Source organism: Flavobacterium hiemivividum, assembly GCF_004349145.1.
GTDB classification, from domain to species: Bacteria; Bacteroidota; Bacteroidia; order Flavobacteriales; family Flavobacteriaceae; genus Flavobacterium; species Flavobacterium hiemivividum.
Genome location: NZ_SMFO01000002.1, coordinates 382,659 through 406,840 on the forward strand (window position 1 = coordinate 382,659; position 24,182 = coordinate 406,840).

Sequence of the window (24,182 nt, forward strand, 5' to 3'; positions counted from 1 at the left end):
ACAAATGTAATCTAATAATTTATAAGCCTTTAGTGAATTCATCCGTAATAAAATCGACCACTTTTATAATGTCATTTGTTTTTTCGAAAACTGCTAATTGTTTCGCTGCACCAGTTCCGTTTTTCAATATCTGATGCACATAATTAATCTGTTCACGGCTGCCTAATTCGTCTATAACATCATCGACAAAGTCCAATAATTCGAGAATTAATACCCTTGTTTCCACTTCTTTTTGAAGTCCGAAATCAATCATGTGACCCTCGATTCCATAACGCGAGGCACGGAATTTATTTTCTTTTATCAGCGCTAATCTGTAGATATTGAAACTCATATTTTGCAAGTTTAGCTTATATAATTTTGCCACAACAGCTTGGATAACAGCAACGATACACATGGTCTCTTCAACTGTTAGACTCATATCACAAATTCGGAATTCAATGGTGTCATAAAAAGGATGCAAACGCAAATCCCACCAAATTTTCTTTGGATTATCAATACAATTGGTTTTTACCAAGGTCTCTAGGAAATTATCGTAAGAAGCCACAGAATCAAAATATTCAGGTAAACCGGTTCTTGGAAATTTATCAAATACTTTTGTTCGAAAGGATTTGTAGCCCGTATGTCGTCCTTCCCAAAAAGGAGAATTGGTTGAAAGAGCAAATATATGAGGTAGAAAATAGCAAGCTTGATTCATTAATTTCAATCCTATTTCGCGATTTTCAATCCCCACATGGCAATGCATCCCAAATATTAAGTTAGAGCGCGCTGCGTCCTGTAATTCGTTTACTATGGTATGATAGCGAGGATCGTCAGTAATAGGTTGGTTTTGCCATTTCGAAAAAGGGTGCGTTCCAGCGGCACCCACAATTAATCCCTGTTTATCGGCTAATTCTACAATTTTGCTTCTCAGGAATTTAATTTCTTTTTCGGCTTCGTTGACATTTGTACAAATGTTAGTACCTACCTCGACAACCGACTGATGCATTTCGGCTTTAACTTGCTCGTTGAGGATAATCTTTGCACCATCCACAATTTTTGACAAATGGGAGCGTAGGTCTCTGGTTTCGGGATCTATAATTTGATATTCTTCTTCAACACCAAGTGTGAAAGCAGGTAGTTTTTTCATTTCTAAAGTTTTTTCAGAAGCTAATCCTGATTGCGGACAAGCAGGATTAGCTATTTGATACAATCCATCTTGTAAAAAAAATGATGGAATTTCTTCCCGATATTTCGGGACTATCTAGGCTAGGATTTTGGCTGTCTGATAATTTTATTTTCCCGCAACCGCGTCTTTCATAAATGTTCCCCAAGTCAGATTCATTATTCCTGGTTTTTGCTTTTTGGCCGCAGCAATTGCCATTTTAGCCGATTCTTCTACAACCCATTCAAAGTTTTCTGCGCCTACAGAAGTTAACTCAGCATCGGGTGCTGGATTGCCAAAATCAATGGCATAAGGAATACCATCACGAACCGCAAACTCGACAGTGTTAAAATCATAACCCAATCCTTTGCAAAGTCGCAAAGTATAATCTTTTATAGTTGCTAATAATTTTTTATCCACGGGCGGACCGTCAATTACATAACGAAGGTGATGTGGGTTGCGTGGTTCATACTGCATGATTCTAACCGCTTTACAACCTAGGCAATACACTCTAAAATATTCGGTAAAAACCATTTCCTCTTGGAGCATCATCACTAATTGATTCGTTTCTTGATGTTTCTCCCAGAATTCTTCTTTGTTTTCCAATCTATAAACATTTTTCCATCCGCCTCCAGCATAAGGTTTCATGTAAGCGGGAAACTTTATATAATCGAATATTCCTTCCCAGTCCATCGGGAATTTTAGGTTTCTGAATGATTTTCCAGTAGTATCTGCCGGATGCTCTGCAGAAGGCAATAAAACCGTATTGGGTAATGGTACTCCAAGAGTATCAGCTAATGAATTATTGAAAAATTTATCATCTGCGCTCCACCAAAATGGATTGTTGATGACATTTGTGCCTGTTATGGCCGCATTCTTTAAATAGGCGCGATAAAAGGGAACATCTTGAGATATTCGGTCGATGATGACAGCATATTCTCCGTCTTTATTTTGAACAACTTTGTCGATGGAAACCGCTTCAGCAATAATTCCTTTTTCGTTTTTCGAATTAACACGGTCAATAAATGCTTGCGGATAGGTATCTTCCATCCCAAATAAAATTCCAATTTTCTTCATTTTTTATCTCGTTTACCTTATTAATTTAGATATGTTTTTTGTGTTTAATAGTTCTTTAGAAAAACTTGATTCGGGATAGGTAATGAGCAAACATTTCCTTCCATAAAGGCCAGTCGTGTATTCGTTCTTGGCGTATATCGAGCCAGTGATGTACATTCTTGTCGCTCAATACTTTGCTTAGTTTTAGATTAGCATCGAAGCAAATATCCCAATTTGAGGTTCCTAGAACAATATCCATCTGCCATAATTGGGGATCTTCTAATCCATATAAATAATCCTCAGGACTATTAAAAAACACATCGTCATTATGAAAACCATCTAGAAAGCTTTTTATGTTAAAAGCACCACTCATAGAAAACAAATGACTCACATAACCGGGATGTCTGAAGGCAAAATTAGCTGCGTGATAGCCACCAAAGCTACAGCCAGCAACGGCAACTTTCGCCGTAGGAGTATTATTTTTTACTTTCTCTACAATTTCGTGACAAATCATTTTGTCGTAGCGGACATGATTTTCGATGCGGTGTACAGGATAAATATTCTTGTTATAAAAACTATCTCTATCAATGCTATCTGGACAATAAATTTGAATTAAACCCTGCTCCACATACCATCTAGCCGATTCTATCAGGCCCATATCTTTATTTTCATGGAAACTTCCCATCGAAGTAGGAAACAGAATAACCGGATATCCCGAATGCCCAAACACTAACATCTCGATCTCCTTATCTAGGTTAGGAGAATACCATTTAAAATATTCTTCTTTCATACATTTTGGTTTTAACAATAATAACGAAAATATTTATGGAAATAGGAGTAAAAAGCTATATAATTCGTGTTTTTACATTAAAAATAATAGGAATCCTTAAATTATTAGATATTCCTATTATTTTCATTCGAATGCTTGAGTTTATTGAGAATAACAAAATATAAACGCCTATGCTCGCTGTCTGTTGAGAAAAAACCAATCCGAATTTAGATCTATAGCTTAGATTTAATTTTTACTAAAGTGTTTCGACTTCAAACAGTTGTACTTGGCTTTTTAATCTTTCGATCAACATATTCATCATTCTTTTATTGAGGTTTGACGAATTATTGATATAAAACACATATTCCTCAGCTGTGAAAAGTCCTATAACCATTCCCTTTAAAGCATTTCTATATTTAATGTCTTTTTGAACGGCGTTTTCGATGGTAGACAACTTCTTTTCCGTCGTTTGTGAATAAAAATCACTCTTGTATTTAGCAGAATAATTTTTGAAACTGGCAACAAATAAATCGTTTTGTAGCTTTAAGATGGGCCGAAGAACTTCATTTTGGAACATTTCTTCAGTAGAGGATTGCGAACTAATACTTCCTATTGTTGCTCCTCTAAATTCTTTTAAAAAATTATCTCTCTTATCCATTTTTTTTTTTTCTTTAAAAATAGAACAAAAGAAACAGAGATAGGTTAATTTAGCATTATAAAAAGTAAAAAGATGCGATTTCACACTAGAAAATGGATAAAACCAGAAGACTTAAATCCAAATGGAACTTTATTTGGCGGGCAATTATTAGCTTGGATTGATGAAGAATTAGCTTTATATTCAATAGTTCAGCTAGAGAATCAAAGAGTGGTCACTAAACACATGTCGGAAATTAATTTTACTAGCTCAGCAAAACAAGGAGATATTATCGAAATTGGTATTGATGTAGTAAAGTTTGGAAACACTTCACTAACCTTAAAGTGTGAGGTGCGTAACATGATGACGCGCGAAACGATTATTTCTATAGCGAGTACTACTATGGTAAACTTGGGAGCGGACGGTAAGCCGAAAGCGCACGGTAAAACAGAAATTGAATTTGTAAGAAATCGATTGTAACGATTTTCGATAAACATAGAAAAGGGAATGAAGATTAAAGTCTACATTCCCTTTTTTGTGTTTATATCCAATCTAAATTTTCACTTATTGTTGAAGAAACTCATTGGTTGAAGGCATTTCATAAAGCTCCAGACCAAAATATGGAACTGATGCAATAATATGATCAAATATATCCGACATGATATATTCATAATTTTGCCATTGCTTGTCGCTTGTAAAAGCATAAACTTCTAATGGAACACCTTGCGCGGTGGGTTGCATTTGGCGACATAGAAGTAATAAATCTTTGTTTATGGCTGGATGTTTGTTTAGATACTGAGTAATATATTTTCTAAACAAACCTACATTTGTAAGATTTCGACCATTAATAGCGAGTGATTTGTCAATACCATTATCCATATTGAATTTATCAACTTCAGACATTCGTGTGTCAATGTAATCACTAATAAGCGATATATCCTTTAGTTTTATAAGTTCTTCATTAGTCAAAAAATGAATACTGCTGGTTTTTATCAAGACATGCCTTTTGATACGTCGCCCATCTGAGTTAAGCATACCGCGCCAGTTTTGAAAAGAATCAGAACTTAAGCTATACGTTGGAATAGTAGTAGTCGTATTATCAAAATTTCGCACTTTTACAGTAGTCAAATTGATTTCGATAACATTTCCGTCTGCTCCAAATTTACTCATCGTAATCCAGTCTCCTATTCGAATCATATCATTAACAGAAACCTGAACGCTAGCGACAAAACCTAGAATAATATCTCTAAATATTAAGATGATAATTGCTGATACGGCTCCAAAAGTGGTCAAGAGTTCCGTATGACCTATTTCGAATAATCTCGATATGATAATCGTAATCCCCACAATCCATAGCACAATCATGATAACCTGAATGAAACTGTCGATGGGTTTGTCGCTGTATCGTGGTTTCAGTTTTAGATAATCTCGTAAGGCATTAAAAATGGTACGAATAATCCATAGCACTAAAATAACGATATAAATTCCGACTAACTTCCCAAAAACCCCTTCCCAATACTCATAACGTTCTAAAATTACCGGAACTGATTTATAGATAAAAAGCAACGGAATTAAGTGGGCTATGTATTTCGCAGTTTTATTCGAAACTAATAAATCATCGAAATTCGTTTTGGTCTTTTGTGCTATAAAAATCATTATAGTTACTAAAACCAGTCGGAATACGATATAAATGGTATAGGCCAGAATACACATCAGGGCTATATTAAGTATCAAACTTAAATAGGATGCAAAACTGTATCCCATTCCCCATTTACGGAATATAGGATAAAAAAACGTGAATGTTTTTTCTATGAATTTAAGCATTTACGCAATATTTCTTCTCGATATAGAAAGTACCAAATGGAATTAAAGATGCTAATTGGATAATAGAAAAAGTCTTAAAATCCCAATTTTGTGGTTTTTTAAGTAAAATAGCCATCAAAACGTAACCTATAAATAATACGCCATGACTCATTCCTATAGGATATAATAAAGTTTTGTATAATTCTAAATTTGTAGGTTTGATAAAAAGCATATTCGAAAATAAAGCCAAATATGAAATTCCTTCTAGGATCGCTATAATCTTAAAAATCTTGAGCATCTAATTTTTTTTTAAATTAACGACAAAATTAAGTAATATGATTGATTTTATAAGCATCCAATCTTAAACTCTTTTACTTTTGTAATCTGAAACTTTTAAAATGAGCAAACGCGATTTAAAAAAATACCTGCACCAACTTACGAAAGACCAACTCGAAGAACAAATTCTTGAATTGTATGAGAAATTTAGTCCTGTAAAAGTGTATTATAATTTTGTTTTTAATCCAAAGGAAGACACGCTACTGCAGGAATGCAGGCTTAAGATTTCAAATGAATACTTCCCGATTCAGACTGCTGCCAAGAAACGCAAAAAGCCAAAAATGCGTCGGTCTGTTGCCCAGAAATACATCAAGCACTTTGTTACTTTGGGCGTAGACCCATATGTAATAGGGGATGTTATGTTATATAATATCGAAGTCGCTCAGACCTTCGCAGCCGAAAACATCATTAAACAAGAGCTCTTTTATAAAAGTATGTTTAATTCCTTTGAGCAGGCTGTAGTTTTTATGATTGCAAATGGAATTCTCAATGAATTTAAAAGTAGAATTGAATCTATTCATAAGGAAACGATTACACAACGATGGAAAAACGAGCCTGAATTTCACGCAATCATCGAAAGATTCGAGTATTAGCAGGCTCCTCATAACAGAAATTTCTTCACTCTATCGCTATATTTTTAATTAAATATAACAGAATAACTGTTTTTTAGACGTATTTTTGCAAAAACCCAACAAAAAACAATGTTTGAAAATACTATAGAAATAGAAAAGGAAGACAGAAAAGAACTCTATGGATACCAAAAAGGAGATATTGATTCCATTTTTGAAAGGATAGACAATGCGCCAAAGCAACATCACCTATTATATCAGCTGCCTACCGGTGGTGGTAAAACGGTTGTGTTTTCTGAAATCGTTCGTCGTTATTTATCAAAAAGCGACAAGAAAGTGGTTGTTTTAACACACCGAATTGAGTTGTGTAAGCAAACTTCTAAGATGTTAAAAGGTTTTGGTGTAAAAAACAAAATTATTAACAGCAAGGTAAAAGACCTTCCAGACCAAAACGAATATTCTTGTTTTGTGGCCATGGTTGAAACTTTAAAAAACCGTATCAATGACGAGAAACTACATTTAGATAATGTAGGACTAGTCATCATCGATGAGGCGCATTACAACTCTTTTAGAAAATTATTGAGTTCGTTTACAAATGCGTTTATTCTGGGAGTTACGGCAACGCCTTTGAGTTCAAATATTAAATTGCCAATGCACGAAAGCTACAATGAATTAATTGTAGGAGACACCATCAGCTCATTAATTGACAACGGTTTCTTAGCTAAAGCAATAACATACAGTTACGATGTAGGTCTGACTTCTTTAAAAGTGGGAATCAACGGAGATTACACCGTAAAATCATCAGATGATTTATATACAAATATGGCCATGCAAGAGAAATTATTGCATGCTTATACTGAAAAATCATTGGGTAAAAAGACCTTGATTTTCAATAACGGAATTAACACTTCCTTATATGTTTATGAAACATTTAGAGAAGCGGGTTACCCAATACGCCATCTTGACAATACGAGTAGCACTGAGGAACGTAAAGATATTTTACAGTGGTTCAAGAAAACGCCAGATGCGATTTTAACTTCGGTGGGGATTCTTACCACTGGTTTCGATGAGCCTACCGTAGAAACTATCATTCTAAATAGAGCTACAAAATCGTTGACTTTATACTATCAAATGATTGGGCGTGGATCTAGAAAATTGCCTAACAAGGATATGTTTACAGTAATCGATTTAGGAAATAACGCTGCCCGTTTTGGTTTGTGGAGTGAGCCTGTAAACTGGCAACACATCTTTAAATCACCCGAGTTTTATCTAGAAAATCTGCGTGATGATACCGAGATTGAATTGTATTTCAAATATTCTATGCCGCCAGATTTACGTGCTAAATTTAGTAAAACTGCCGATGTAACTTTTGATGTCGATGAAGAGCACAAACTTATCATTGCCCAAAACCTACGTTCAAAAGTAGTTTTAGACAAATCGCTAGAGCAACATTCTTCAATGTGTGTGGATAATACTGAAACATTGCAAGAAGCAAAATCATTGTCACGCGAACTGGATGAGGATATAGAATGCCGTATCAAACGCTATTCTAAATGTTTGAGCCAGTGTAGTAAAAACTACCGCGAATGGCTGGTTGATGATTACAAATTAAAAATGACATTAATGATCGGGAAGAAGTATCGTGAGAAAATCATGAACGAACCTGATGAAGATTAATATAAGGAGCTTTTTCCTGCTGTACACTGTATCTGTTGTGGTGAACACCACCACAACAGGATGTCGTTACCATCAGGGCTAGGAATCCAGCATACAAACAACTATTTTTTATAAAATAATAAATCCAAAAAAATGCCAAAACAATTCTCTGATTTAGGGATTTCAGCACCAATTCTAAAAGCAATTTCCGAATTGAAAATTGTTACGCCCACAGAAATTCAGCTTAAAGCAATTCCGCTACTTTTAGCAAACACCACTGACTTAGTTGGGCTTGCAAAAACAGGAACCGGAAAAACGGCGGCTTTTGGATTGCCTCTTTTACAATTAATAGATACGACTTCGCCAACGGTACAAGCGATTATTCTGGTTCCTACAAGGGAATTAGGACATCAAATTTTTAGAAACCTAGAAGATTTTGCAAAATACCTTCCTGAAGTTTCTATAGCAGCAACCTGCGGTGGAATCCCAATAAAACCACAAATCGAACGCCTAGCTGCACCCACACATATTGTGGTAGCAACACCAGGTCGTTTAATTGATTTAATTCAGCGCAAAGCAATCAATCTTAAGGAAACCAAATTTCTTGTTTTAGATGAAGCCGATGAAATGGTGACTATCTTAAAAGAAAGCCTAGATGAAATTGTTGCCGAATTGCCTAAGGAGCACAAAACATTATTGTTCTCAGCTACTATGCCGGGAACTATAAAACAGTTAATACAAAACTACCTCAATAAAAATGTAGTTCAGGTGAGCGCTAATATGGAAACAGTAGGGAATCAAGGGATTGATCACGAATATATTGTGGTAGATCCTATTGAAAAACTAGATGTTCTAATGCATTTCCTGAATTCAAAAGAAGGACAACGCGGAATCATATTTTGCAAAACTAAAGCAGCGGTGAATAAACTAGCTAAAAACCTAGCGATCAATCGTTTTTCATCAGGTGCCTTGCACGGTAGCTTATCACAAGGAATTAGAGACCGTATCATGGAGCAATTTCGTGAAGGACATATCAATATATTAGTAGCGACAGATCTAGCTGCCAGAGGAATTGACGTAAAGGAAATTTCGTATGTAGTTAATTACCATCTACCTGATGCGTATGAAGCTTACGTACACCGTAGCGGAAGAACTGCCAGGGCAGGAGCAAAGGGACTTTCATTAACTGTATTGCAACCAGAAGAAGTAAAAGAAATCGCCGACTTCGAAAAAGAGCTAGGAATTAAATTCACTGAATTTAAAAAACCAAGTGCGCTAAGCATCGAAGAAAACAATACCTTACTTTGGGCAAAACAAATATTCAAAACAAAACCCAACCACGAAGTGGATGCGGAATTGAAAACTAAAATAAAAACGGTTTTTCATCATTTGACTAAGGATGAATTGATTGAAAAACTATTGGCTAATTATTTATTGCAAAACAAAAACGAGCCAGTAGAAAAACCGGTTAAAAGACAAAAAATGAAATAGTATTTTTACTGTTTTATAAATGATAAACCATTACTGTGCTTGATGAAAGCTGGGTAATGGTTTTTTTGTTTTAGCGCAGCTCATGAAATCAACAGGGTAAAATGAAAGAAAAAGATTAATTATTTATAAAAAAAGCAGCAAAAAGATCTATATATTTGATGTTATTTATTATTTAATGGCTAGTTATGCAGAAATTACGTAGGTAAATTCGATTTTAAAAAACCATTTGTTTCCGCAGAAAGTTTAAAAGCAGTTGGCAGTAATTTTAAAAAGACAAGAGAATTTAATAATATTAAAAAAATTTAACTTATGATAAAATTTTGGTTAATTGCTATTTTTATTTTTATTATTTCAACATATATATTGTCGAAATTAACTTTGAAATCAAACAGAGAAGAAGCGGGTGAACGAATTTGGAGATTTGGAAATGGAAGGTCTGTTTATTGGCGTATTCTTACTTTGTGCAGTTTTGGAATAACTGTTGTAATAATGCTTATTATGCATTGGATAGGAATTCCTATTCTGTAAAAAGTTATTACTATTTAAAATTAGCAGTTTAAGCCAATATCTCTCGGATATATCTCCGCAACGAAAACTCATTCTATTGTAAAAAAATAAACTATGACTAAAACAAAAACCTTATGTCTTGTAGGATTACTATTTTTTGTAAGCAGTTACGTTTTCTTTTCTCAAGGGGCATTGAATGCGCAAAAACATATTGATTTAGCGTATTGGCTTAATTTGATAGGAGCAGTATTCCTGTTTTCTTTTAATTTTGTATTTCCTAAAAACAAGCTTAACTCCGTTGCCTCGGTCTTGACAGCTTTAGGAGTTATTGCTCATATAGGACTTTGCACAATTGACTTTATCATGTGGAGTTTTGGAAACGATGCAATTAGTAGTGACAAACTACGTGAGCATATTAGCAATACACCACTAATTTTATACCCTTTTGTTATAATAGGACCATCATTACTATTTCTCGGTTTAGCGGCCCATGCTTTAAATTTTATTAAAACAAATCCCATACCTGCGCTAATGGTAGTAATAGGAGGTCCATTTGTTGGAATTTCTTATTTTATTTGGAATAATGGAATTCTGATGTTGCTAAGCTGTATCGTATTTGCTTTCGGGTTAGGGCTGCTTTTGTATAGTAAAGAAGTACGGGAATTAGTTCCAAAAGCGGTGACTTAAAGCAAATTAACGAAGCATACTCGAATATTACGGCGCTGCGATACCCAATAATTTTATTTAAATTTTCTTTATTGTATGAAAATCCATATTAACCTTCGTTAAATGTGCTGTTAATCGATAATAATTGCAATAACTGGTATTATGGCTCGTTACATTATCTAACAATAACTAGATTCTATACCTAGTTTCGAATTCAAAGGATTTTTAGTCATGAAGCACATTACAATTACGGCAATTGCCCTATTACTTTTTACAACAAACATTTTTAGTCAAACCCCAAACAAAATTGTCAATTTAGCTACCGTAGAAGGTCAGTTTCAGAATATTATTGATAAATCAAATAGTTTTCAGGATTACAAAGTTATTAAGAAAACTTCCTTACTGAAATTACAATCGAATGTACTTGATTCTCTTAAGGTTTCAAAAAATAAAGTGTTAGCTAATGTAAACTTTCTAAATTCCCAAAAACGAGCGATTGCTGATTTAGAAGCTAAATCTGCTAACTCAGAAACTATTCTTGCCAACTTAAAATCGGAAAAGGATAGTATTTCACTTCTTGGCATTCCATTAGAAAAAACGTTTTTTAAAACATTGTTTTTCTTTATTGTGATTGGCTTGATCGCTACATTGGTGTTTTTCATTTTTAAATTCAAACAAAGCAACATTATAACTATAGAAAGTAAATTAGCGTTACAACAGTCGGAAAAAGAATTTGAAATCTACAAAGAAAAAGCCTTAGAACGAGAACAAAAGGCAATGCGCAGGCTGCAAGATGAACTGAATAAAAAGAAAAAAGAATTCGCTACAGCTTTACCTAAATAATAAAAAGCAAGGATTATAAACCTGAAGTTTTCATTAAACAAGAATTTAAAAATAGGATAAGAGCTGTTGAAAACCTATCAACAGCTCTTTTTTTATTCCATAAAATACGGAATTTAATTGTAGAAAAAGTTTGAGGAAAGAGAATGTTATTCGGTTTTTTAATTCCATATAAAGTATTGATTATCAACTAAATTTAGTTATTAGCTAATTACTAGCTTTGGCTACATAGCAAAAAATAGTATTAGTATTGCTATTTTAAGAGTTATCCAATCGATTATTAATTATACTAATAAAGATTTTCCCTTGGTCGAAAAGACAAATTTTCGAGTAGTTATATTTCGGTTGTACAATAGATAAAGTGAAAGAAGTAATCCTGCTATAGTTTTTTACTATTTTGTATCTTCAAAATCCCTCATAATTATTGTATATTTAGGGGGAATTTTCACATTAAAAAACCTAATTAAGAGCATATGAATATTGTAATAATAGGAGGCGGATTTGCGGGATTAAATCTAGCCAAAGAACTTTTAGACCAGAAAGATATTCAAGTTACCCTTGTTGACAAAAACAATTATAATTTCTTTCCACCATTAATATACCAAGTGGCTACGGCTTTTTTGGAACCTTCCAGTATAAGCTATCCTTTTCGAAAGTTTTTTGCAGGGAAAAAAAATCTCCAGTTTCGCCTTGGCGAATTAAAGACAGTCGTTCCTGCCGAAAATAAAATTATTCTGAATAATGGCGAATTAAGTTATGACTATCTAGTTTTCGCAACCGGTGCTGAAACAAGCTACTTCGGAATGGATAACGTACAGAAAAACGCCATCCCGATGAAAACGCTCAATGATGCCATCGAAATGCGGAACACCATTCTTAAAAATTTAGAAAAAGCGGCCATTTGCAAGGACATTAGAAAACGCCGCAAACTCCTAACCATTGTTGTAGCCGGTGGTGGCCCCACAGGAGTGGAAGTTTCTGGTATGTTTGCCGAAATGAAAAAGAATATTTTCCAGAAAGAATATCCTGAACTAGGAACTGCAGCGAGTAATATCTATCTCATCGATGGCGGACCAGCTTTGCTAGCTCCTATGAGTAAAGAATCGCAAGAAGACACTCATAAAGCGCTGACTGAATTAGGAGTAGTGATACAATTGAATACTCAGGTGACTGATTATGTTGACGATACCGTGTTTCTTTCTAATGGCGAAACCATTCAAACAAAGAACTTGATTTGGGCAGCCGGAGTTTCGGCTAAAATATTTGATGGGATTCCCACCGAAAGTTATGGTCGCGGAAAACGAATGGCCACCGATGCCTACAATAAAGTAAACGGAACCGAAAATATATACGCTATTGGAGATACTTGTATTCAGCTAACCGATGCTGCATTCCCGGGCGGACATCCACAAGTGGCGCAAGTTGCTATTCAGCAAGGATTGAATCTAGCCGAAAATTTCAAGTTAATCGGAAAAAACAAGCCTTTTATTCCATTTAAGTACAATGATAAAGGCTCGATGGCAATTATAGGAAAAAATAAGGCAGTAGTAGATTTACCAAGTCCTAAAATGCATTTCAAAGGCTTTTTTGCCTGGGCAATTTGGTTGTTTATTCACCTGATTTCTTTAATCACGTATCGCAACCGAATTAAAACATTCTTCAACTGGATGATCGCTTATTTTGCCAAAGATCAATCTCTTCGAATGATTATTCGACCAGATAGTTCTAAAAAGAAAAGCAACAATGAACCTGCTTGTTAAGCTATAATTTTAGTTGTATCAATTACAAGGAGATTACAATTTAAACTATAAGCCATATAAATTTATTTGTATGGCTTATTTCTTTTTAAATCAAGTAGAGCAAAATTTAAACCATATAAGTCATATAAGTTTCCTCGTAGAATTTGATATGGCTAATTATTTCCGACAATCCCTCTGTTTTCTATCCAATAGAGCTACTTTCTAAACACAACAAAAGTCTGTCGCTATGCGTTTAAAAAAAAGAAAAAGTAAAACTTTTAACTTACATGACTTATATGTTAAAAACACACAAACCATAAAACACCTTAAACTTTAGCAGCAATATTCCTCTTACCCACAGTCAAAACTAGCAAAGCCGTAATAGAACTCACCGCCATAATAACCACCATAGGAACCATAGTATCCGTTAGAAAAGTCCCTACTGCAAAAGAAGCCACAGCACCCAACCCTAATTGAATAGCCCCCATCAATGCTGATGCGCTACCAGCATTTCGCTTAAATGGTGCCAAAGTCAAGGCAGCCGTATTCGGATTTGCAATCCCTAAACATACTAAGAACATAAACAGCATCGCAATTGTTTCATACAATCCTAGCAAATCACTCATCGCTAGCACTAAAAAACAACTGCTTATAACAGATTGCGTTATCAAGGCTCCAAAAATCATTTGCTCACTAGTAAATTTTCTCAACAACAACGAATTCAACTGACTACCACCAATAAAACTTAAGGACATAAAAGCGAAAATCCAACCATAGGTTTTGGCATCGACCTCAAAAATATCCATAAATAAAATAGGGGAGGCCGCAACATAAGTAAACAAGCCCGAGAAAGCGATCGCGCCCGTAAAAGCGTAAGTATAAAACTGAGGTTCTCTAATGACACTCCAGAAATTTAGAATAATTGGTTTTGGTTTCAGCGAAATCGTAGTATCCGGTTCGTAGGTGTGTGGCAAACCAAAATGAGCCGCTAGCAGGATTAAAATCCCAATAACCATTAAAATTAAAAACACAACGTGCCATCCAAAAGCATCGGTAACATAACCACCAACGGTTGGCGCTAACATTGGTGAAAGTCCTACTACCAACATCAACATGGAGAGCACTTTTGGAATCTCTTTTACTTCAAATAAATCCCGAACCATAGAAATAGAAGCCACCGTAGCAGCACAACTCCCTACGGCTTGTATGAATCGCAAACCTATAAACGTATCAATATCAGTCACAAATGCGCAGCCTAAAGAGGCCAAAATATACACCATCAACCCAATAAACAAAGGCTTTTTTCTACCATAACGGTCTAATAGCGGGCCGTACAGCAATTGCCCAGCCGAAATCCCAATGAAATAACTCGATAAAGTCAGGGCAACCTTAGCGACGGTAGTATTCAAATCAGTGGCAATTCCCGAGAAACCCGGTAAATACATATCAATTGAAAACGGTCCCAGCGCGGTAAGCGACCCTAAAATAAGGATAAGCTGTAAATATCTTTTTTTGGATCTATGTGTAGTAGTACTCAAAATAACTTTTTTAAATTTTTTGCAAAGGTAAATATTTAAAATGCCAAAAGACCTACCATCTCACAATATAAAACGCCCGTTCTCATTTTAGTTTTTTTTGGGAGCTTTTCTTGCTATGTGTTACAAGCTTTATGGCTTCAACCGTTTTTTCTAAGTCCTGGCAGGCGCTTCCTTTGGTCGCACTGCCACAACAAGAAAAAAGTGGTTTCATCTCACAAAGGCTTTTCACTGCTATCAAGGCTAGGAAATCCTTCAAATTATGCCCGTTTATGGTTTCCCGTAAAGAAACTGGTTTTTAACACGTTATATTTGAAAAGCATATCTATCAATATTTTTTTTATCAGAATAATCGTAAAAAAAGTATATATTTGATAATATAGAAAAACACTAATAAATAGTAAATTATAGTTGGGATTAAGTACAGACTACTACAAGTTAGTTCTTTAATACTTTAGAATCGGAGGAAAATATTAAATAACATAATATTAAAAATCAATACTGATGGAAGATTTAAAATTAAAACTGCAACAATTACACCAAAGAGTTGACTCTTTAAAAGATCAAATTAATACAGAGGAAGCGACAAAAAATGCTTTTGTCATGCCTTTTATTCAAATTCTTGGGTATGATATTTTTAATCCGACAGAAGTAATTCCTGAATTTGTTTGCGACATAGGTACAAAAAAAGGAGAAAAAATAGACTATGTTATTAAAAGAGATGGAGAACCAATTTTAATCATCGAATGTAAAAATTGGAAAGAAAATGTAGACGCTCATAATTCTCAATTACATCGATATTACCACGTTTCAAAATCACGTTTTGGTGTTCTAACTAACGGACATATTTATAACTTTTATGCCGATTTAGAGAAACCAAATATAATGGATGAAAAACCTTTTTTTACCTTAGATATTTCAAACTTGAAAGATACAAGTTTAAAAATTTTAGAAAATTTTTCTAAAAACGGTTATAATCTTGAAGAGATTTTAGATTCTGCTGAAGGACTTAAATATATAAAAGCAATTAGAAACGAATTTGAAAAAGAACTACAAGAACCTTCGGACGAAATTGTTCGTCTTTTAGTAAATAGATTTTTTAATAAACCGTTAACTGCTCCAAGGTTAATTGCATTCAAAGAATACACTAAAAAAGCGTTTTCAAATTCAATAAATGAATCCATAAACTTCCGATTAAATAATGCTTTAAATATTACTGAATCTGTTCCTTCAAAAACGACCGAACAAACTACAGCAATTGATGATAATGTTGAAACTCCAAAGTTCATTACAACGGAAGAAGAAATTGAAGGTTCTCAAATAATCAAAGCTATTTTAAGAGAAATTTTACCAGCTTCACGAATAGCATTCAGAGATACACAATCGTATTTTGGTGTTTTATTAGATGATAATAATCGAAAACCTATTTGCCGTTTACATTTTAATTCAGCAAATAAATACGTTGAACTTTTCAATAACGGAAAGGATAATGGTGAGAAAAAATTAATATCATCTTTAGACGAAATTTACGATTATAAAACTGAATTATTAGCAACAATTAAGACCTACGAATAAAGAGAACGGCTCAAGCTATAAAGAAGGTTAGCGAGATTGGAGTTTTAGAGGAAATATCGTTTCACTCTTAGTTATCATCAATTCTAAAAATTAGCGAATACGAAGCACAAAATATCTCAAAGTGCCAAAACATTATAGAGTCATCAAGAAAAACCGAATTAGATCCATAAATCTATTTCGGTTTTTTATTTTCGAAGAAAATAAGAATAACTACTAACTACCTATCAATAAAGCGATTCCTGAGATAAATAACAATCCTAGTATGATTTTTTTTAGTAGTACTTCATCTAGTTTTAAATAGACTTTCTTACCTAAAAATAAGGCTAAGATGAAAAAAGGCAAAACATAAAGTGAATTGTAAACCTGGCTTAAAGTCAAAAATCCACCTAGGGCCAAAACGGGAATTCGCATTACAGTTACTAATCCCAAAGAAGCGAACATAGTCGCTCTAAAAGTCTTAACATCGGCAGTTTCATTTTTAACAATCATCACATACAAAGGACCGCCAGTGGCAAAAAGCCCAGAGAAAAAACCACCCATAAAACCAAAGACATGTTTCATTTTGTTCATTATTTGAAACTCTTTTTTAACTTTTAGGCTATTCAAAACAAATAGAATAATAAATAGACCAAGCGCTTTTTTTAGAAATATGGGTTTTCCATAAGTCAAAACAATGATCCCAACTATAATTCCCACGAAAGAAGATAAGGCTAAGTTTTTAACTAAATTTTTATCAATATGCTCCCATTCTTTATAAACATAAATAGGAGTGGAGATCAAGTAAAAAATAGAAATATACCCCACCGCCTCAGATAAAGGCATTACAAAAAGTAAAAAGGGCAGTGCTATTAATGCGCCTGCAAAACCAATAATGGTTTGAATAAAAAAACCGGTAAATATCCCAATGGTAAGTACTAAAATCGGAGTGTCCATAGCACAAAAGTACTCTTAGATTCAGGATTTTTAAAATTTATTCCATCGATAAAAACGTATTTATCCGTAATAAAATGGTATTTTTAGACTTTAAAACTTTTTTAATGGTAGATACGATAGATTTAAAGATAATTGCGCAATTAGAGATCAATGCGAGAGCTTCTTATGTAGAAATTGGCAAACAAATAGGACTTTCACCATCATCTGTTCGCGAGCGAATCCAGAAACTGGAAGACAGCGAAATCATAACGGGCTATAAATTAGCCTTAAACAATCAAAAGCTGGGTTATGGTTTAGAGGTTTTTATTATGTTTAAGTTGTTTAGCGGCAAGCTAAAAACCTTTTGCAATGAGCTAAATGCATTTCCAGAGATTTCTCAGATCAACAGAATCACAGGAACCCATAATATATTTATGAAAGTCGTTCTTGTAGATCAATTGCATTTGCAAAAATTCATTGATCGTCTATTAGTTTATGGCGAACCCACAACCCACTTAATTTTATCAGACCTGAAAAATTCAAATTAAATTTAACTTCAAAAAACTCTCAGACCAAAAATTCGCAAATTTAAAAATAATTATAATTTGCGAATTTGCGGTCAATATCTGGAATCCTAGCTGGCAAACTTTCAGACCATGTAGTGGTATAGTGGTAACTATAATTTAACTTCAAAATTTTTTTGTTTCTTTTTTGATCAAGCAAAAAAGAAAATTAAAAAAAAATCCTGACAGATAAAACATTATGTGTCAGGATTTAATAAAACTAGTATTTCTTATTATGCTGTAATTTCAACTACTTCAAGATCAAAAATTAGTTCTTTTCCAGCTAAAGGATGATTTCCGTCTAAAATAACAGACTCTTCTTTAACTTCAACAACTAATAAGTTCATTTCTTGACCTTCTGGTGTGCGAGAAACTAATCCCATACCAACTTCTGGATCCATTTCTTGAGGCAATTCGCTTTTTGGGACTTCGATAAGTAAATCTTCGCGAGGATCTCCGTAAGCTTCTTCTGCTGGAATGGTTATTGTTTTTTTCTCATTTAATTTCATATCGATCAGCCCTTTTTCAAAGCCAGGAATCAAACTTCCTTGCCCTAAAGTGAACGCTAATGGCTCTTTTCCTTCAGAAGAATCAAATACTTGTCCGTCTGCTAGTTTTCCTGTGTAATGTACTTTAACCGTGTTGTTCTCTTTAACCTGAGTCATAAATTTTTTTTTAAATTTTTAAAAATACGTTTTGCACAACTTTAAATCCTTGCGCTCTTAAATTTAAACCTTCTGTATCCTTAGGCGCCAAAACCATTCCAAAACAACAATAAAAGATACAAATTTATAAAAAAGAAGAAATTTGTATCTATTATTCCTAGAACATAAGAATAACGCAGAAATTTATGAGTAACGCTAACTATAAAAAAGCTAATAAGCTTCTACTTTATGCCAAAATACTCCTGACAGCAATGGCAGCTACAGAATTCGAAACTATATAATTATGTAACTATTAATTAAAATGCAGGCCTACTTTTGACTGGCTTTTTAGTACTTTTATACTTTCGAATACATAAAAGAGTACTATTTTAAAGATAAAATCCATGGCAACTGCTAAAAGTATAAATCCCGCAACAGGAGAAACAATCAAAGAATACAACCGAATTTCTACTAAAGAAGCCTTAGCAAAAATAGCCGCTTCAAAAATGGAATTTCACCAATGGAAACAAAAAACTTTTGCCGAACGTGCGAAATTAATGTACGCTTTAGCTGATGTTCTTGACGAAAACAAAGAGGAATATGCCCAGCTCACAACGCGCGAAATGGGTAAAATAATAGGGCAGGCCCGCAAAGAAATTGAAAAATGTGCTTTGGTATGCAGGTATTATGCAGAGCACGCAGCCACATTACTAGCTGACGAAACCGTAAAAACCGAGGCGACAAAGAGTTATGTAACTTTTCAACCTATTGGAGTAATACTTGCAGTAATGCCTTGGAACTTTCCTTTTTATCAGGCGATTAGGTTTGCAGCTCCTTCATTAATGGCCGGAAATACAGGTGTTTTAAAACACGCTTCTAATGTACAAGGTTGCGCCTTGGCAATTGAAGAAGCATTCCTAAAAGCTGGATTTCCAAAAGACGTTTTTACAAATTTGAATATCGATTCTAAGGAGGTTAAAATACTTATCGAAGATAAAAATATTGCAGCCATTACGCTTACTGGAAGTGATGCAGCTGGTCGTTCTATTGCGGCAATTGCTGGCCAGAACTTAAAAAAAACGGTGATGGAACTAGGAGGTAGCGATGCCTATATTATCCTGGAGGACGTTGATTTAGAAAAAGCAACTGATTTAGCCACTTTGGGCCGGTTGCAAAACAACGGACAAACTTGTATTGCTGCCAAACGATTTATTGTCCTGGATGCCATCTATGATGACTTCGTAGCCTTATTCACTAAAAAAATGAAAGCCGCCAAAATGGGCGAACCAACAAATGAGGATGTCTATTTCGGACCAATGGCAAGAATAGATTTAAGAGATGAATTGCACGAACAAGTAACAAAAACAATCAAGCAAGGCGGACGATTAGTGCTGGGAGGAACAATTCCTCAAGGAAAAGGCGCTTATTATCCAGCAACAATACTCACCGACTTAAAACCGGGAATGGAAGCTTTTGATAATGAATTATTTGGACCTGTAGCCTCAGTAATACGTGCCAAAGACGATGCTCATGCCGTTGAATTGGCAAATAATTCGCAATTTGGTTTGGGTTCTGGCGTATTTACAAAAGATAAAAGACGCGGCGAAAAACTAGCTTTACAGTTGGAAGCGGGAAGTAGCTTTGTCAATAAATTAGTAGTTTCTGATCCAAGATTACCTTTTGGCGGAATTAAAAACAGTGGCTATGGCAGAGAACTCGCTGCTTATGGAATTCGTGAATTTGTTAATACAAAAACGATTTGGATTGATTAGAAAACCTTAATAGCTAAAGAAACTATGCAATTTTAGTGCGAACTGATCGTATTTTACATAATAATCAAAATTTAGATAAATGAACAAAGAAAATGCAGCTGTTGATTCTATTTTAGTTCAGGATTTTAACGGCAAACAAATTGATTTATTAGAAAAATACCATGGAAAAGCTATTTTGGCAATCATTTATAACAATCAATGTTTGGGATGTACTGGACGTGCAATTCCTTTGGCATACGAATTACAGAAAGAAAATAAAGAAATTCAGGTAGTTGGTATTCATACTAGCTTTAACAATACAGAAACTACTGAGATTGATATTAAAAGTATTTTTACAATTGACGAACTTCCGTTTCCAATTTACTTGGATTACGGCCATGCAGTTTACGATCAATTTGACTCTGCGGGAACACCACAATGGGTTTTAATTACAAAGGAAGGAATTTTATCGCGTTCCATATTTGGTTCTCAAGAAAACGCTCAGAATCGTTTGATGTATGCTTTGGAGGAATTAGTTTAGAAATATCACAAAATATACTTGAAATAAAGTACAACAATTAGTGATTTTTGATGGTTTTTATAAATATTTACTTCAAATTACATTTAATAATAAATGAACTATAATTTATATTATGTAAAATAGAATTATTGAGAACTACTCTAGATCCACTACTTTAGTTATTAAACGAGCCATGCTATCAACTGTGTAGTCCTAATAAATTATGAGGATATTGTTTTTTAAAATTCATTTAAGGCATCACTAAATTTCGCGATGCCTTAAATAAATCCATTGAATAAAAAATTATAACTTTTTGGTTTCAGTACTTTATAAATACCTTTCCTGGAAAACTTTCTGATGGTGTTTTTGATGTCCAATGACAATAAAACCAATCGCACGAACCGATACGGCACAATTTGATGCAACTCCTACTCTGATTAATTGCTCTTCTGAAAAGCTTTTAAAAAGAGCTAAAGTAGATTGTCTCACCACCGCTAATTCTGTCAATAAAACTTGTAAACCTCTTTCATTGGCATTTGTATTGTCAACATAATCATTTTCGTCAAAACCCGGTAATGGCGTTTTATCATTTCTAGAAATTCGCAAAGCGCGGTAACTAAAAACGCGCTCTGTATCGATAAGATGCTGAATGATCTCCTTTATGGTCCATTTTCCTTCAGCATAACGGTAGTCAAACTTATCCATAGGAATGTTCTGTACAAATTTTATAAATTCATGCAGACAAATTTCTAACTCTTCAATTAAGTTAACATTGTTCAATGCTTCTATATATGGCGCATAATACGGCGCATATTCAGTATTGGGTAATTGACTTGATTTCATATTTTTTCTTGTTTATGCCGAGTTTCTACTTGCATTTGTGTTTCCAAAAAGAGAACGCATTACAATTTTTTCATAGACTTTTATTAAACTCTCATCTGGAACACCTTCCTTGTTGAGCTCGTTGATTCTCAATAAAGCATATTGTTGTATTGTCAACAAAGGCAACACTATACGTTCTCTTATTTGAATCGACGCTTTACCATCAGGATAGTTTTCCATAAGCTCTGTATGACCTGCAATTTTTAGCAATAATCTTTTCGATTCTAAAAATTCATCATAAATAATTTGCCAAAATTCTCCAAATTGAGGATCTTTTTTCATGTAAGCGGTTAGTGGAAAAAATGACTTCGCGATGGACATCATACTATTCTCTAATAGTGTTTTGAAAAACAGCGAATTGTCATATAAATCTTGAACCTTGTTCCACTGACCGGATTCTTCAAAATGCTTCAGCGCTGTACCTACTCCATAAAATCCAGGAACATTTTGCTTCAGTTGACTCCAAGAACCTACAAACGGAATTGCACGTAAATCTTTGAAATCCAATTGCTCCGACTTACTTCTTTTTGAAGGGCGGCTTCCTATATTTGTTTTAGCATAATATTTCAAAGTACTCATCTGCTCTAAATATGGAATAAACTTAGGGTGATTTTTGAAACTTAAGTATTTTTCATATCCTAAATTTGCTAATTGCCCCATTACATCTTTCTCTTCGACAGAGAGTTCATTCTTATTTTTACTAAATACCTGATTTGTAACTCCAGCACTTAATAAATTTTCTAAATTGTAACGACAGCTATCTAAAGTTCCAAAATTTGAACTTATCGTTTGTCCTTGTACTGTAATCTGAATTTCTTTGTTTTCGATATTTGGACCTAAAGAAGCGTAAAATTTATGTGTTTTTCCACCACCACGTGCTGGTGGCCCACCACGACCGTCAAAGAATATAACTTTTATACCATATTGTCTCGAAATTGCCGTAAGCGCTTCTTTGGCTTTATAGATACTCCAATTCGCCATTAAATAACCGCCATCTTTTGTACCATCAGAGAAACCAAGCATAATTGTTTGCTCCATTTTTCTGTTTTTCAAGTGATTTGCATACATTGGGTTTGTATACAATTGCTCCATAATATTGTGGGCATTCAGCAAATCTTCAACAGATTCAAACAAGGGCACAACATCAACAGTAGGCTCTTCCCAGTCTGTCAAACGGATCATCGCAAAAGTTTCCATTACATTTAGCGCACTTTCATTGTTACTTATAACATAACGATTAGCACCAAATTCGCCATTTTTCTCCTGAATAATTTTTATCGCTTGGATGGACTCGATAGTTGATTTTGTTATTTCATCGTCAAAATCATTCGAATCAATATCTCCTTTAACATTCGATAAAACTTCAAATTTTTGAGCTTCGGTTAAATCAAAATAGTTTTCAGGAAAAACAGCAGAGTCTGAATTTACAAAGTGCTTGTGAATATCTTTGAAAACAGCGTCATGAATACGGCTATTTTGACGGATATCTAAAGTAGCAAAATGAAAACCAAATAGATTCACTTTTATGATAAGCGCTTCCAATTGATCCAAATAAAGAGACTGATGTTGTTCTATAACGATTCGCTTAATCTTGTTCAATTGAACTTTAAATTCTTCTAAAGTAAGATAAATTTCACCTTTCGAATAGAAAACAGAACGATAAAGTTTATGTTCAAGTTCAGACACTAAAACATCAACACCTAAGAATGTTAACTTTCTTTTTAAACTTCTAATCTCGATGTAATAACACTTTAAAATAGATGTTCGCAAACGCTCTGCCACATTCAGTGTAATATCGGTAGTTACAAACGGATTCCCATCACGATCTCCACCAGGCCAGAATCCTAGCTTTATCAAAGGATTTTGAATTGACTCCCCCTGAAATACATTTTTTTGAAGGTAATGAACCATATCCCCTGATGTGCTGTAAAAAACATTTTCAAGGAACCAGATCAAGCTAACTGCTTCGTCAAAAGGATTTGGTTTTTCGCTTTTTATGAAAGGAGTTTTCCCTAATTGAGCCAAGAGCTCTTTTATATTCAATAAATTATTTTCGCGTATTGCTTCTGTTAAATCATTAATAATCCCTAAAACAGAACCTGGGTAAAACTGAGTAGGATGCGCTGTTAAAACAGTTCTAACATTAAAGCTTTCGAGAAAATCAATCAATTCTTCTTTCTTTCCTTTGGCATCGGCTTTCTCTTTAATATCTCTAAGCGATCCTCTACCTTCCATGTTATTAACAATAGGAAAAGCAGCGTCTTCAACAGCATCAAATAATACGATTTGGCGCTCGATGTACTGGATAAAACGAAACATAAAATCGATCTTATCTGCCTCTTCTGTACTATTCGAATATTTACTAGTAAAATAATCTACAATTTCTTTCGGAGTCTGTGATTTTTTGAAACCACTCTCGCAAACATCAGTAAATAAAGGAAGTAAAGCACCTGTATTATCTATGGAGTCAAATGGCAAAGTGATAAATACGCTGTTGTAAATATTGTATTTAGACAGGACGTTTTGATTGAAACGTTCAATTTTTGGCAGTGTATACATAATTTTGTTATAGTTGGTTTGTTATAGTGGAAAA

22 protein-coding genes are annotated in these 24,182 nt (G+C 34.1%); 11 read left to right on the plus strand and 11 right to left on the minus strand.

The genetic code is table 11. The features are described 5' to 3' along the window. Nucleotides 1-19: 19 nt before the first annotated feature. The 4 genes from E0F98_RS05685 to E0F98_RS05700 form a co-directional block, all read right to left on the minus strand. Complete coding sequence (locus tag E0F98_RS05685; protein WP_132109651.1) at nucleotides 20-1,126, minus strand: carboxylate-amine ligase; 1,107 nt, start codon at nucleotides 1,124-1,126, stop codon at nucleotides 20-22. A 144-nt stretch (nucleotides 1,127-1,270) separates the two neighbouring features. Further along, complete coding sequence (locus E0F98_RS05690; RefSeq protein WP_132109652.1) at nucleotides 1,271-2,218, minus strand: ATP-grasp domain-containing protein; 948 nt, start codon at nucleotides 2,216-2,218, stop codon at nucleotides 1,271-1,273. Between the two features lie 55 nt (nucleotides 2,219-2,273). Continuing rightward, a complete protein-coding gene (locus E0F98_RS05695) occupies nucleotides 2,274-2,987 on the minus strand; it encodes an esterase family protein (RefSeq protein WP_132109653.1) in 714 nt (237 codons plus the stop codon). 235 nt (nucleotides 2,988-3,222) lie between these two features. Beyond that, nucleotides 3,223-3,624, minus strand: coding sequence for a glyoxalase (locus E0F98_RS05700; RefSeq protein ID WP_132109654.1), 402 nt, complete (start codon nucleotides 3,622-3,624; stop codon nucleotides 3,223-3,225). A 72-nt stretch (nucleotides 3,625-3,696) separates the two neighbouring features. Here E0F98_RS05700 and E0F98_RS05705 point away from each other — a divergent pair, with 72 nt between their 5' ends. Then, nucleotides 3,697-4,080 carry an acyl-CoA thioesterase gene (locus E0F98_RS05705; RefSeq protein WP_132109655.1) on the plus strand — a complete coding sequence of 128 codons (384 nt, stop codon included), beginning with the start codon at nucleotides 3,697-3,699 and terminating at the stop codon, nucleotides 4,078-4,080. Between the two features lie 84 nt (nucleotides 4,081-4,164). Here the strand turns inward: E0F98_RS05705 and E0F98_RS05710 are convergent, their stop codons facing one another. Next, a complete protein-coding gene (locus E0F98_RS05710; protein ID WP_132109656.1) occupies nucleotides 4,165-5,424 on the minus strand; it encodes a mechanosensitive ion channel family protein in 1,260 nt (419 codons plus the stop codon). Beyond that, nucleotides 5,417-5,701: a DUF3817 domain-containing protein gene (locus E0F98_RS05715; RefSeq protein WP_132109657.1), complete on the minus strand. Its 285-nt coding sequence runs from the start codon at nucleotides 5,699-5,701 to the stop codon at nucleotides 5,417-5,419. The genes E0F98_RS05710 and E0F98_RS05715 overlap by 8 nt, the downstream gene beginning before the upstream one ends. A 100-nt stretch (nucleotides 5,702-5,801) precedes the next feature. Here E0F98_RS05715 and E0F98_RS05720 point away from each other — a divergent pair, with 100 nt between their 5' ends. The 6 genes from E0F98_RS05720 (at nucleotide 5,802) to E0F98_RS05750 (ending at nucleotide 13,228) form a co-directional block, all read left to right on the plus strand. Beyond that, nucleotides 5,802-6,332, plus strand: coding sequence for a DUF6155 family protein (locus E0F98_RS05720; protein ID WP_132109658.1), 531 nt, complete (start codon nucleotides 5,802-5,804; stop codon nucleotides 6,330-6,332). 108 nt (nucleotides 6,333-6,440) lie between these two features. Beyond that, a complete protein-coding gene (locus E0F98_RS05725; protein WP_132109659.1) occupies nucleotides 6,441-7,985 on the plus strand; it encodes a DEAD/DEAH box helicase in 1,545 nt (514 codons plus the stop codon). A 132-nt stretch (nucleotides 7,986-8,117) separates the two neighbouring features. Beyond that, entirely contained in the window at nucleotides 8,118-9,455 is a 1,338-nt protein-coding gene (locus E0F98_RS05730; protein WP_132109660.1) for a DEAD/DEAH box helicase, read from the plus strand. A gap of 621 nt (nucleotides 9,456-10,076) precedes the next feature. Continuing rightward, nucleotides 10,077-10,649, plus strand: a complete 573-nt coding sequence (locus E0F98_RS05740; RefSeq protein ID WP_132109662.1) for a hypothetical protein — start codon at nucleotides 10,077-10,079, stop codon at nucleotides 10,647-10,649. A 210-nt stretch (nucleotides 10,650-10,859) separates the two neighbouring features. Beyond that, nucleotides 10,860-11,471, plus strand: a complete 612-nt coding sequence (locus E0F98_RS05745) for a hypothetical protein (protein WP_132109663.1) — start codon at nucleotides 10,860-10,862, stop codon at nucleotides 11,469-11,471. A gap of 470 nt (nucleotides 11,472-11,941) precedes the next feature. Continuing rightward, nucleotides 11,942-13,228 carry an NAD(P)/FAD-dependent oxidoreductase gene (locus tag E0F98_RS05750; protein ID WP_132109664.1) on the plus strand — a complete coding sequence of 429 codons (1,287 nt, stop codon included), beginning with the start codon at nucleotides 11,942-11,944 and terminating at the stop codon, nucleotides 13,226-13,228. A gap of 305 nt (nucleotides 13,229-13,533) precedes the next feature. On the opposite strand, the gene E0F98_RS05755 is transcribed toward E0F98_RS05750, so the two are convergent. Continuing rightward, nucleotides 13,534-14,745, minus strand: coding sequence for a multidrug effflux MFS transporter (locus E0F98_RS05755; RefSeq protein ID WP_132109665.1), 1,212 nt, complete (start codon nucleotides 14,743-14,745; stop codon nucleotides 13,534-13,536). A 501-nt stretch (nucleotides 14,746-15,246) separates the two neighbouring features. Between E0F98_RS05755 and E0F98_RS05760 the strand changes: the two genes are divergently transcribed. After that, nucleotides 15,247-16,317: a type I restriction endonuclease gene (locus E0F98_RS05760; protein ID WP_132109666.1), complete on the plus strand. Its 1,071-nt coding sequence runs from the start codon at nucleotides 15,247-15,249 to the stop codon at nucleotides 16,315-16,317. 213 nt (nucleotides 16,318-16,530) lie between these two features. Here the strand turns inward: E0F98_RS05760 and E0F98_RS05765 are convergent, their stop codons facing one another. Then, nucleotides 16,531-17,250: a sulfite exporter TauE/SafE family protein gene (locus E0F98_RS05765; protein WP_132109667.1), complete on the minus strand. Its 720-nt coding sequence runs from the start codon at nucleotides 17,248-17,250 to the stop codon at nucleotides 16,531-16,533. Between the two features lie 104 nt (nucleotides 17,251-17,354). Between E0F98_RS05765 and E0F98_RS05770 the strand changes: the two genes are divergently transcribed. Next, nucleotides 17,355-17,777, plus strand: a complete 423-nt coding sequence (locus E0F98_RS05770) for an Lrp/AsnC family transcriptional regulator (RefSeq protein ID WP_132109668.1) — start codon at nucleotides 17,355-17,357, stop codon at nucleotides 17,775-17,777. 248 nt (nucleotides 17,778-18,025) lie between these two features. Here the strand turns inward: E0F98_RS05770 and E0F98_RS05775 are convergent, their stop codons facing one another. After that, nucleotides 18,026-18,457 (minus strand): FKBP-type peptidyl-prolyl cis-trans isomerase, encoded by a 432-nt coding sequence (locus E0F98_RS05775; RefSeq protein WP_132109669.1) that lies wholly within the window; start codon nucleotides 18,455-18,457, stop codon nucleotides 18,026-18,028. A gap of 383 nt (nucleotides 18,458-18,840) precedes the next feature. On the opposite strand from E0F98_RS05775, the gene E0F98_RS05780 reads away from it, so the two are divergent. Both E0F98_RS05780 and E0F98_RS05785 read left to right on the plus strand, forming a co-directional pair. Continuing rightward, complete coding sequence (locus E0F98_RS05780; RefSeq protein ID WP_132109670.1) at nucleotides 18,841-20,208, plus strand: NAD-dependent succinate-semialdehyde dehydrogenase; 1,368 nt, start codon at nucleotides 18,841-18,843, stop codon at nucleotides 20,206-20,208. A gap of 79 nt (nucleotides 20,209-20,287) precedes the next feature. Next, nucleotides 20,288-20,728 (plus strand): TlpA family protein disulfide reductase, encoded by a 441-nt coding sequence (locus tag E0F98_RS05785; RefSeq protein WP_132109671.1) that lies wholly within the window; start codon nucleotides 20,288-20,290, stop codon nucleotides 20,726-20,728. A gap of 306 nt (nucleotides 20,729-21,034) precedes the next feature. On the opposite strand, the gene E0F98_RS05790 is transcribed toward E0F98_RS05785, so the two are convergent. Both E0F98_RS05790 and E0F98_RS05795 read right to left on the minus strand, forming a co-directional pair. Then, nucleotides 21,035-21,550, minus strand: a complete 516-nt coding sequence (locus tag E0F98_RS05790) for a DinB family protein (RefSeq protein WP_132109672.1) — start codon at nucleotides 21,548-21,550, stop codon at nucleotides 21,035-21,037. A 12-nt stretch (nucleotides 21,551-21,562) separates the two neighbouring features. Next, a complete protein-coding gene (locus tag E0F98_RS05795) occupies nucleotides 21,563-24,148 on the minus strand; it encodes a phosphoenolpyruvate carboxylase (RefSeq protein WP_132109673.1) in 2,586 nt (861 codons plus the stop codon). Nucleotides 24,149-24,182: the final 34 nt, after the last annotated feature.

What these genes read in the sequence shown, in the direction of transcription:
- E0F98_RS05685 (WP_132109651.1), bottom strand. Translation starts at nt 1,126, where the DNA reads ATGAAAAAACTACCTGCTTTCACACTTGGTGTTGAAGAAGAATATCAA.
- E0F98_RS05690 (WP_132109652.1), bottom strand. Translation starts at nt 2,218, where the DNA reads ATGAAGAAAATTGGAATTTTATTTGGGATGGAAGATACCTATCCGCAA.
- E0F98_RS05695 (WP_132109653.1), bottom strand. Translation starts at nt 2,987, where the DNA reads ATGAAAGAAGAATATTTTAAATGGTATTCTCCTAACCTAGATAAGGAG.
- E0F98_RS05700 (WP_132109654.1), bottom strand. Translation starts at nt 3,624, where the DNA reads ATGGATAAGAGAGATAATTTTTTAAAAGAATTTAGAGGAGCAACAATA.
- E0F98_RS05705 (WP_132109655.1), top strand. Translation starts at nt 3,697, where the DNA reads ATGCGATTTCACACTAGAAAATGGATAAAACCAGAAGACTTAAATCCA.
- E0F98_RS05710 (WP_132109656.1), bottom strand. Translation starts at nt 5,424, where the DNA reads ATGCTTAAATTCATAGAAAAAACATTCACGTTTTTTTATCCTATATTC.
- E0F98_RS05715 (WP_132109657.1), bottom strand. Translation starts at nt 5,701, where the DNA reads ATGCTCAAGATTTTTAAGATTATAGCGATCCTAGAAGGAATTTCATAT.
- E0F98_RS05720 (WP_132109658.1), top strand. Translation starts at nt 5,802, where the DNA reads ATGAGCAAACGCGATTTAAAAAAATACCTGCACCAACTTACGAAAGAC.
- E0F98_RS05725 (WP_132109659.1), top strand. Translation starts at nt 6,441, where the DNA reads ATGTTTGAAAATACTATAGAAATAGAAAAGGAAGACAGAAAAGAACTC.
- E0F98_RS05730 (WP_132109660.1), top strand. Translation starts at nt 8,118, where the DNA reads ATGCCAAAACAATTCTCTGATTTAGGGATTTCAGCACCAATTCTAAAA.
- E0F98_RS05740 (WP_132109662.1), top strand. Translation starts at nt 10,077, where the DNA reads ATGACTAAAACAAAAACCTTATGTCTTGTAGGATTACTATTTTTTGTA.
- E0F98_RS05745 (WP_132109663.1), top strand. Translation starts at nt 10,860, where the DNA reads ATGAAGCACATTACAATTACGGCAATTGCCCTATTACTTTTTACAACA.
- E0F98_RS05750 (WP_132109664.1), top strand. Translation starts at nt 11,942, where the DNA reads ATGAATATTGTAATAATAGGAGGCGGATTTGCGGGATTAAATCTAGCC.
- E0F98_RS05760 (WP_132109666.1), top strand. Translation starts at nt 15,247, where the DNA reads ATGGAAGATTTAAAATTAAAACTGCAACAATTACACCAAAGAGTTGAC.
- E0F98_RS05765 (WP_132109667.1), bottom strand. Translation starts at nt 17,250, where the DNA reads ATGGACACTCCGATTTTAGTACTTACCATTGGGATATTTACCGGTTTT.
- E0F98_RS05770 (WP_132109668.1), top strand. Translation starts at nt 17,355, where the DNA reads ATGGTAGATACGATAGATTTAAAGATAATTGCGCAATTAGAGATCAAT.
- E0F98_RS05775 (WP_132109669.1), bottom strand. Translation starts at nt 18,457, where the DNA reads ATGACTCAGGTTAAAGAGAACAACACGGTTAAAGTACATTACACAGGA.
- E0F98_RS05780 (WP_132109670.1), top strand. Translation starts at nt 18,841, where the DNA reads ATGGCAACTGCTAAAAGTATAAATCCCGCAACAGGAGAAACAATCAAA.
- E0F98_RS05785 (WP_132109671.1), top strand. Translation starts at nt 20,288, where the DNA reads ATGAACAAAGAAAATGCAGCTGTTGATTCTATTTTAGTTCAGGATTTT.
- E0F98_RS05790 (WP_132109672.1), bottom strand. Translation starts at nt 21,550, where the DNA reads ATGAAATCAAGTCAATTACCCAATACTGAATATGCGCCGTATTATGCG.
- E0F98_RS05795 (WP_132109673.1), bottom strand. Translation starts at nt 24,148, where the DNA reads ATGTATACACTGCCAAAAATTGAACGTTTCAATCAAAACGTCCTGTCT.